A 9458-nucleotide genomic window follows, 5' to 3' on the forward strand; every position below is an offset into this window, starting at 1 on the left:
GTAAAAACTCCCTCAGATTATTTACGCCTCAATTGGCGTTCACCGTCCATAACTGGTCAAGCCTCGTGGTGTAGCTCTGGCTCATCAACTCACGCCGCATCGCCCAGGCCGGCGCTGCCGGCACTGCTGCGGCGCGCAGCGTACCCCGCCCCCACCGGTTATTGATCTCATCGAGGACATTCATCACCTTATCCGCCGCGGCTGGTTGCGTATGCGCAAAGAGATCATCTGTGAATTCACCAGGTTGACGCAGATCCATGAGCAAAACTTCGGCCTTGCTGTATCGAAACCCGGGGCGGAACAGGCGTTCTACTGCCTGTGTCGCTGCCTTGGTGATCAGGCGCACGTCATTGGTGGGATAGGGAAGCTCCACAAGAACGCCGTTGGCGTAACGCGCTTCGTCCGGGTTGAACATGCCGGTTCGAATACTCACGCGGATCTTTTTGCACAGAGAATGCTGAGCTCGCAGCTTCTCCGAAGCCCGTTGCACGTAGGTGGCCACCGCTTCCTTAATCGGCTCGATCGTCTCCAATCGCACACCAAACATTCTGCTGCAACAGATCTCCTGTTTGGACGGAGCTGCGTCTTCCAGCGCCAGACAAGAAGTGCCGGCAAGCTCGCGTATGGTTTTCTCAAGGACGACGCTGAATTTACGGCCGAGCAGGACCGGGTCCGCCGTGGCCAAGTCCATTGCTGTGCGAATGCCCAAGGCCTGCATGTGTGCCGACATGCGTCGACCAATGCCCCACACCTCTTCAACGGCGGTGTTACGCAATACCCAGTCGCGTTTGAAAGGATCGCACAGGTCCACCACCCCGCCAGTCTGCGATTGCAGCCGTTTTGCGGTGTGATTGGCCAGTTTGGCCAGTGTTTTAGTATGGGCAATGCCCACACCCACCGGGATACCGGTGTGTTTTAGGACTTTGGCACGGATCTTTCGGCCGAATTCGGTGAGGTCGCCGGGCATGCCGGTCAACGTACAAAATATTTCATCGATACTATAAATTTCTGAGTCGCAAACCATTGATTCTATTATGGTCATGACTCTTTCGGACAACTGACCGTACAACGCGTAATTGCTGCTGAAAGCCACGATTCCGTGCCGGCGCAAGGTGTCCTTGATCTGGAAATAGGGTGCGCCCATTTTGACGAAGGGCTTGGCATCGTAGCTACGGGCAATAACACAGCCATCATTATTGCTCAGCACGACAATCGGCGTGCTGGCCAGATCCGGCCGAAAAACACGCTCACAACTGGCGTAGAAGCTGTTGCAGTCAGCCAGCGCAAAAATCGGCAAGGCTGGATCGACGGCAGTATTAACGCTCATGATCGCGAACGCTGTAGTTAACCACACCCCATATCACCAGTTCGTCGCCCTCCATCACATATCTAGGCGGAAATTTGGGGTTTTCGGCCATCAACACCACTTGGCCATCTCGCTTGTGCAGACGTTTGCACACGCACTCGGTGTTGAGCGCCGCAATGACGATATCGCCATGTCGCGCCGTTTTACTTCGATCAACGATCACCAGATCACCGCTGAAAATGCCCGCGCCTTGCATGCTGTCGCCCAGGATCTTGGCTAGGTACACATGCGGTGCCCTGATATCAAACAGCTCGTCCAGAGATATCAGCTTTTCAAGATGGTCCGCTGCCGGCGACGGAAAGCCAGCAGATACCTGACACGAATACAGCGGTAGCGATTTACCACCGCTCGCAATGGGACCAAGAAGGGTCACGCTCATAAACCTGGCCTGAAGAAATAACTGTATGGATACACAGTTAACTGCGTACTCAACGCGCCGTCAATCTTCGCCGACCGGATGCACAATCGTTAGAGGTACCCCACCAGGACGCGCAGTGGGCTTTGAAGACCAGCCCGCCTTCAACCACTTTCCAGACGGGGGGATGCTTTCTTTGACTTTGGCTCAGGATAAATTCGGTCCAAGAGGCAGTTACAGTCAGAGCGCCCGCAAAGCTTCATCACAACGGGCTGCCAGCAGATCATGCAGTATTTCGGCGTCATTGGCCGCATCCACGCAATCGCGGAGCAGCGCTTTCTCCAAACAGCTTTTCAGCCAGTCACTGGTAGCAGGGTTGTTGAGAACTGCTTGAATTTTTTCGTCGATGGCCATGGTTCGAGTCCGATATCAAGTTTTGGGAGATTTTCTTCAGCGAGTAGCTGGCGCGGTACATGGCAGATCGCGACTCGGAAACTCGATATGCCGGTCTATGACTTCGAACACCGGCGAGATGAACTCTGCCGCAATTGCTTCGGACAGCGACTCCAATTCGAAGTCAGATACCTGCAGGCTCCCAGGCCAGATCTTGATATGTGCAGATTTACGAATGCCGACGCTTTGTCCTCGCTTGAACATCGCTTCATTCACGATGATCCCGAGCATCTCGGCCAACGCCACGCGACTCTTGAAAAGTCGAATGAGTGAGGAAAATTCGCAGTTGAGTATCACCCCGTCAACGATCACCTGGTTGGGCTTGATGTCGATGACGATGCGATTCGCTATCATTTTTTGCCACGACCGTTCCAGTAACCATGCCCCTCCCCCCGCGCCAAGGGTGATCGCGCCAGCAAAGAACCAAGTTCCGTAACCAATCGGTTCCCCGGTCCAGGGGGTGAGCGATGCTACCAAAGGCAGTGGCGCTATTGACATCGCTAGCAAAGCTTTTGAGATTTCGTTCATTTGAGGGCCATTTAATCGCGGGGTTTGAGCGATTATTTCATTCACCCTTCGAACGCAAGGCCGATTTCAGGACGGAAACCAGTCGGAAAACATCCACTCGAACTCTATTGCCGGCGGTGCGTTACGGGGAACACAACGGCTGTGCTTTCGCTGCCGAGAACGTACCTGCGAAGAGGGATCTGAAGGCTCGGCCTAGGCGGTTTGATGGTTTGATCCCACAATCGCTGGGCGTACACAACCAGCACGGCACTATCTACCGCTTTGAGCACAAATCCCTTCGGGACACGCTCTTCTGTGACCACTGGATCGTTGCTGGCACAAAGGTAGGCCACCATATTTGCACAGGTGTTCGCTAACCGCCCCGGGCTGAGCCAACTGACTGGTCCGAAACCTAGCCGTGAGGCGATATCGTCCGGAGTGACCTGGTGTCGAGCTAACGCTCGCTTTCCCGGGTTCTGGTAATCGCAGCTTCGCCGGGGATTTTACGTTCGGCGTGTTTGTGTGCTGCCTAATCAGACATCACACCTTGAAGCGTTGGGATTTCGGTAGGAGATGAGACGGTGGCCACCTCCTACCAGGAACCACCAGCATGGAACTCAACCGCCTCCCCGCTTGGCTTCAGGCTTACCGCGATGGCCATCGTCAAGGCAACGCCCAAGCGCTAGCAGCATATGCCGATTACTACTGTATGGACGGGTCAGCCGACATGGAGTTGGATATTGAGGAGCGGCTTGGCTACATCCCCCCGCCGATGGTCTCGTATGCAAGCCGAACCGGCACACGCCGCAACCTCGCAGCAATGCGCGGGGCGGGTTGGCGCTTACTCGTTTCTGCGGCCGGGGTTCTGCGCACTGAGGGGTTCGAGCATTACGCTTTGGACAACGGAGCGTGGAGCGCTTACCAGCAGGGCACGCAGTTCGATGAGCGTGCTTTCGGCCGTGCCGTGGATCTTCTTGGCGAAGACGCTGACTGGGTTGTCCTACCTGACATCGTGGCAGGTGGGATAGAGTCTCTGGATTTCAGCCTGCGCTGGCTGGATCGGCTGAAGGGATTTCCTCGAAGGTTGCTCATTGCTGTGCAGGATGGAATGGAGCCAGACGATGTGCGTGAGTTCCTGAGCCCATCCGTAGGGATATTTCTCGGAGGGAGCACCCCTTGGAAGCTGCAAACCATGGCTGCATGGGGTGTCCTTTCTCGTCGCCGCAACTGCTACTACCACGTTGGCCGGGTAAACAGCGCTCGACGGATCGGAATGTGCGCTGCCGCCAGTGCAAATTCCTTCGACGGGACCAGCGTGACACGCTTCGCCGACACGCTGCCTGCGCTCCATGCCGCACTATGCTATGCAGATTATCAGGGTGATCTTTTCTCTCTAGCCAAGGAGGACGTTGCGGCAACGCCATTCAATTGCTGTTGGCCGCTGCCTTCGAGACAGCACTGTTTTGATGGAGCCCACCATCATGAAGATGAGGTTATCTGAGCTTTCGCTGCCGTGGACATATCAGACGCCCAGTCCCGGAGATAACCAGGAACGATGAGCTTGTGACGAGCTCTCGATCCACCCGTGTAAAGGGCTGCAAAAGCCCTGCTCGCTGCAATTCGGTCGCCAGGCCCTACTTGACTGAGCAAGTCTGGAGCGAGCATCACTGCGTCGATTTCGGAATTGCGTGCGTCCATGACCCGGCCAAGCTGAAGCAGGGCTGTACCTGACACATCGAGGTTGAGTAACGATGCCTCGAACTCATATGAGCTATAGCCTTTGCTGAGCATCCGGTCGATGCGCTGAAAGCTACTATTTTTGCTGCCCATGTCCGCCCGGAGATCATCCCAGTGGGTGTATTTGAAGAGCGCGCTATGCTTTGGCCGTTCTTGATCATGGAACAGGCCTATGCAGTCGAGAATGAACCGGCGGAAGGTGTTGACTGCACCCGGTAGCAAACTGAAACGCGCGCCAGCGATGGCCAGGCGCTGAAACCACTCGAATAATCCCCACTCGGAATCTACGAGAATTGTCACAGCCCCAGTGGGAACCTCTGGCTTGTCGTAGTAAACAATCTTCGTCTCGATACCGTTGTTGCCCTCGATCGAGGCCAATTTCAGGATCGGGTGTTTGTCGATGAGGGGGTTTATGACTCCCTCGATTTGCCGGCCGGCGCGAATGGAGTGTGTGATCTCGTGCTTGCGGAGGGTGCTAGCACGCTGGTGGTAGCTCCCATCAAGGCGCTGGCATGCATCACCCAATGTAATCACGGGCTGAGTACAGCGGTCGAGAAATACCGAGAGTGGCCAGCTAAGGTCGTGCGCTTCGTCGACAATAATGTGGGTGAATTCTAGGCCTATCACTGCCTCATGAAGCAGGGTCATGTGCTTAATTCGGTGATACCCACGAAGCGGGAGCTGAAGGCGCGGATCGGTCGGCTCTATGGTCTGCTCCCACAATTTTTGCGCATACCCCACCAGCACCAATCGATCTACGGCATCAAGAGCAAGCCCCTTTGGGATGTGCTGCTCGGCTAACGCAAAATCAATGCTGTTGCAAAATGCGGCCACCATTCTTGCGCAGGCCGTGGCTACTTGAGCTGGGCTGAGCCTACTGATCCATCCGAAACCCAACCGTGACGCAATGTCTTCCGGGGTAACCTGGTGCCGAGCAGATGCCCGCTTACCTGGTCGGTAATAGCCGACACCTCGCTCGAGCACATAGTTGGCGAGATCTCCGAACGTCATTCCTCTCACGTTCGCGGCTCCGATTCGTTGCATCAATGCCTGGAGCTGGACCGCGGTGAAAGCCAGCACGAGTGGTCGGCTTGAGGAAAGCGAGTCCACTAAGCGTTCGATCATATGGGTCTTACCGGTACCAGCGAGGCCCTGGATATGAATGCTCTCATCGGGTTCGGCATGAATAATGCGGAATGTACGGCTCTGCTGATTCGACAGAGAAATTGTTTTTCCCGATGACGTCTCGAACGAATGCTTGAGCGGGTTGAGCTTCTGGGCGTGCGCAGCACGGAAATTGAAGTCCCAGATCCCACCGTTGAGGAATTGTTTTGCGTCCAACGTCTCCTCATCAAGGAAGCGAACACGCAGTCGAGGCATGAGCGCCAGCCCGCGCTCAAACAACTCTGGCTTAAATTTGCCTGCGATCAGATTAGAAAAAGTACCTGGTGGATGCGTGTGGCTCAGCTCTGTTCCAATCGAAATCAACTCGGCCAGGGCTTTCTCTACGAGCATTTCGCTTTTCGGTTTACCGTCCAGAGCCGGCAAATTCTGGAGGACTGCCACCGAAGCCACTTGGGGGACGTCCCACTGCCCCAACAGGACGCGAGCAGAAGTACTCGGATCAACCAAGGAATTGGCCTGGGAAGCCAGCAGCGGGATGTAAAGAACCGAATCGCTCACGCATTGTTCTCAATGGGATGCACGTCTACGAACGCCACCACCAGTAGCGCCAGTGGCAGGGCTTAGCTACCCAGTGTATGCCAGGTCGGCCAAACGTCACAGCATCTCACCGCCGGTACCAGTTGAGCTGGCAGCACCTAGCGGCCATGAGGATTTGGTTAGGCGGTCGCAGGTAGTCGAGATACCGACTAAAACTTTTCGCAGTCGGCGGGCCGAGTCTGTGCCATTAAGCAGCATTTGAGAGCGGCTGAGGTCGTTACTTTCTTCCCAGCCAATTCCTCTGGTATTTCCATCACCTGACTCATGATGGCCTCGCTTACCAAAGCATCGCCTTTCACTCAAGAGGAAATACCCATGGCAAAGCATGACGATGACAACCGCTCCAACCAACTGAATCCTACTAGCGACGCCTACTGGAGTTCCCGTGGCGAAGATGAGCGCCCGGTGGACTGGGAAGACCAAATAGCAGACTGATGTGCAACGGGAAGGGTCGACATCAACTCGACTCTTCCCGATCAGACCAGGGGCTGGCCTAGTAAATTTCGAGCCTTGCGGTACTCCTCTACATAGGAAAAAAAAACCGCCTCGATTAGCGACTCTGAGAAACGTCTCTTTTGCATTTCACCCAGCATATACCGACTGGTCTCAGCGAAATGAAAGCAGTAAACCAAGCCTGTGACCTCAGCCTGGGCCTCGCTTGCAGTTAGACCGCGTAAAACAGTCGCCTTGTGTGCGACCGCCGTGGCGAACGACAGCACGCTGTTGCGCTTGGGTCGCCCTTTCTCGCCAGAGAGCCAATCACGCAGCGTGTGTTGCCGGGAAGCAATCTCCGGGAATTCATTTTGATCGTAGTCGTGCTCGGCCCAGATCCGACCCAAGGAAGATGAAAGGGTATCGTCGGCTGGGCAACGGCACAGCACAGCGAAATATTTCAGGCAGAACTCAACTGCATTCGTCCAGCCTCCCGCTTTCTGCCTCACAGGAAGCAGATCCGCGAACAACATTTCGTTCTGTTTCCCCGCCCGAATCGTAAGCACCCATTGGGCCAAACTGCTGTCCACTATGTGCCAGGCGGCGAAGCGAAGCAGGAAACTAGCCAGGTCCGCTAGCCGATAATTGATGAAGTCAGAGCCCGCCACCACCTTGTCAGCATCGGACTCACAAGCCAGCAGTTGCAGCATACGCTCGGGGGAGCCTGGAGCACCCAACGTGTGCATCAGCGAGCTATTGGCCAGAGCTTCCAATCTGGCCCGGTTAGTAGGCATCGCTGGGAGAATTTTGCACATCAATTGCCATTCCGTTTCTAGCAAGCCCGCCCAGTAAGCGCTGCAAACTTCACTCTGGAAAGTGCGGTGAACAAGGACAATCCATTGGGCGTAAGGCTTCCAGAGGGCATCCTTCCGCAACGAGTCATGTAGCAGCCCATGGGAACTAGGGTTGGTCGCGAGTGTTTTAGTGAGTTTTAGGATCTGGCTTGGCCGCAACTGCATGGCAGCAGGCGGCTTGCTCATCCATTTGCTGAAGGTCTTCCAGGTCAACCAGCCAGGCTGATGATTTTGCTCATAGCATTGCTTGGGCAACTCAGGCATGCCGAGCACATCGAAGACGAATTCAAGTGGAGGGAAGAAGGTACAACCTTCGCGATAGGGTACTAGAGTCTCGCCCGGGCTGTTGATCAGGTCGAGAAGTTTCTCACTGGCTTGAGCATCCATGTTTTGCAAAGCTCCAGACGATTCGAATCCAATACATTATTGGCTGATACCAAATCGTAGAGTAGCGCAACTAGGGTGATCCGCGATGCGTATGGTTTGTCGGTAGAGCTTTCGCTTTGCCAATGTGGACGGCAGGCACCTACCAGTGTGCCGAGGGGAATATCTCTGTCTCGATTGCGAACGTCAAGTGTGATGCCGGATTTCGCCCTGCTGATTGAAATTTGAGCATCGCCGGGGGAGCGTTCCCCGTCAGCTGCGGCAGGGCTTTATCCACAGACTTACCCCCATTTTCAGGGGGTAAATATGATGGAGAAAGCACTGGGCAAGAAGACAGTATTCGTATTTCTCAGATCTAGTTTTTGAAAGGAATCACCGAAGCTTCTGCACTGGGCATGTCTTCTGGACAGCCACTACGGTACTCACTTAGCCCCCAGAGTGCTTGGTGCACCGCTGCGGGTGAGCAACCTTCACGAATAATTAGCGTCATCCCTTCGATAAAGACCAGTGCCTTCCTTTGCTCATCACTCATTTGCTGTACATGAGGATAACAAGCCAGAGCGCTCATCCTGTAACTATCGCTCAGTCCGTTTAAATCTGGCCATGGTACTAAAACTACCTGGTCAGTTCCTGGATTCCAGCACAGCATTCGATTTTTACAGCTCGCACTTGAATGCATTCAACTATCTCCAATACAAAGACGCATGTTTTTTTATCGATTCACCGACAACCAATATCTCCCCGTATTCGGGTTGCTCAGCAAATATACATGTTCCATACCTTCAAACGAGGTGTCCAACTTTTTGACGCCTTCACCTAAATAATCACCCAAACGCGACAATACTTTTTCCTGCTCTGCTTGCGGATAATCTTTAATTTCATCAAGAACCATCTTCAGCTCTGTGATAGCCGCGGCAAAAAAAGTTCTTGCTCGCAACGCATCAGCGTGCCCGAGTGTTGGCTCGTATTCACTAAGCAATACCGCCATCACCATAGAACTTCGCTCACGCAACTCTGCACACTCTTGAGTCAGCAAGATTGCATTTAGGAGATCCTGACTCCAGGAATGTCCGCATGCAGGACCTCTAATATTTCCTCAGACGACCCCATGTCACCAGGTAGGTTGTAGCCATCGAAAGAAAAACTAACGCTGGCCCCGATCAACTCATTAACTCCATACATAAAACATCTATTCCGTATTTTTGTAGGTCACCGTAACGGCCTGCATTCATCCGCTTCGCGACACATTTCATAGATCGCGTTTCACGGCAGACCAATAACTTTCAATATTTTGATTTCCCATAAGTAAGATTCGCTCAAGCTCATCGAATGAGGTTTCCATATAGCTCCCTGTAGATCTGTAGTATGGACGCATGCCATCAAGAACCTTGTCCCGCTCATCAACTCGCATCGTGTTCAAACGATCAAACAGGATTTTTAGTTCTGTGAGAAAACCAATGTAAAACGTTCTCAACAGAAAATTGCGATCTCCAGCGTTAAGTTCTTCCTCCGCATCTTTAAGGAAACTCTGAAAAAGACTTCCAAATCTGGTGAGATACGGCTGTCCCACGAACTGAACGGTTGAGCCCCGATGAAGCAAATGTCTTTCGCTGATGCCGAGTACGCAGGCAAACGTAAGCAGACCCGC

9 protein-coding genes are annotated in these 9458 nt (G+C 53.8%); 1 reads left to right on the forward strand and 8 read right to left on the reverse strand.

Annotated elements, in window-relative coordinates; genetic code table 11:
- Positions 1–28: 28 nt before the first annotated feature.
- The 4 genes from umuC to AC19YY_RS28705 form a co-directional block, all read right to left on the reverse strand.
- Positions 29–1327: a translesion error-prone DNA polymerase V subunit UmuC gene (gene umuC, locus AC19YY_RS28690; protein WP_038445804.1), complete on the reverse strand. Its 1299-nt coding sequence runs from the start codon at positions 1325–1327 to the stop codon at positions 29–31.
- Positions 1317–1745, reverse strand: a complete 429-nt coding sequence (locus AC19YY_RS28695; protein ID WP_038445802.1) for a LexA family protein — start codon at positions 1743–1745, stop codon at positions 1317–1319. The genes umuC and AC19YY_RS28695 overlap by 11 nt, the downstream gene beginning before the upstream one ends.
- A gap of 216 nt (positions 1746–1961) precedes the next feature.
- Positions 1962–2135, reverse strand: coding sequence for a hypothetical protein (locus AC19YY_RS28700; RefSeq protein WP_162843699.1), 174 nt, complete (start codon positions 2133–2135; stop codon positions 1962–1964).
- A 36-nt stretch (positions 2136–2171) separates the two neighbouring features.
- Entirely contained in the window at positions 2172–2702 is a 531-nt protein-coding gene (locus tag AC19YY_RS28705; protein WP_076965109.1) for a hypothetical protein, read from the reverse strand.
- A 589-nt stretch (positions 2703–3291) separates the two neighbouring features.
- Between AC19YY_RS28705 and AC19YY_RS28710 the strand changes: the two genes are divergently transcribed.
- Positions 3292–4182: a hypothetical protein gene (locus AC19YY_RS28710; RefSeq protein WP_038445799.1), complete on the forward strand. Its 891-nt coding sequence runs from the start codon at positions 3292–3294 to the stop codon at positions 4180–4182.
- On the opposite strand, the gene AC19YY_RS28715 is transcribed toward AC19YY_RS28710, so the two are convergent.
- The 4 genes from AC19YY_RS28715 to AC19YY_RS28730 form a co-directional block, all read right to left on the reverse strand.
- The gene (locus tag AC19YY_RS28715) at positions 4161–6101 is read right to left on the reverse strand and encodes a DEAD/DEAH box helicase family protein (RefSeq protein WP_038445798.1); all 1941 of its coding nucleotides are present in this window, start codon (positions 6099–6101) and stop codon (positions 4161–4163) included. The two genes, AC19YY_RS28710 and AC19YY_RS28715, sit on opposite strands and share 22 nt — an antisense overlap.
- A gap of 515 nt (positions 6102–6616) precedes the next feature.
- Positions 6617–7813, reverse strand: a complete 1197-nt coding sequence (locus AC19YY_RS28720; RefSeq protein WP_038445796.1) for a hypothetical protein — start codon at positions 7811–7813, stop codon at positions 6617–6619.
- 709 nt (positions 7814–8522) lie between these two features.
- The gene (locus AC19YY_RS28725; protein WP_169898852.1) at positions 8523–8822 is read right to left on the reverse strand and encodes a hypothetical protein; all 300 of its coding nucleotides are present in this window, start codon (positions 8820–8822) and stop codon (positions 8523–8525) included.
- 237 nt (positions 8823–9059) lie between these two features.
- A partial coding sequence (locus AC19YY_RS28730) for a hypothetical protein (RefSeq protein ID WP_500605194.1) occupies positions 9060–9458 on the reverse strand: 399 nt, incomplete at its 5' end.

This window comes from Pseudomonas sp. MF09156 (genome assembly GCF_059862305.1).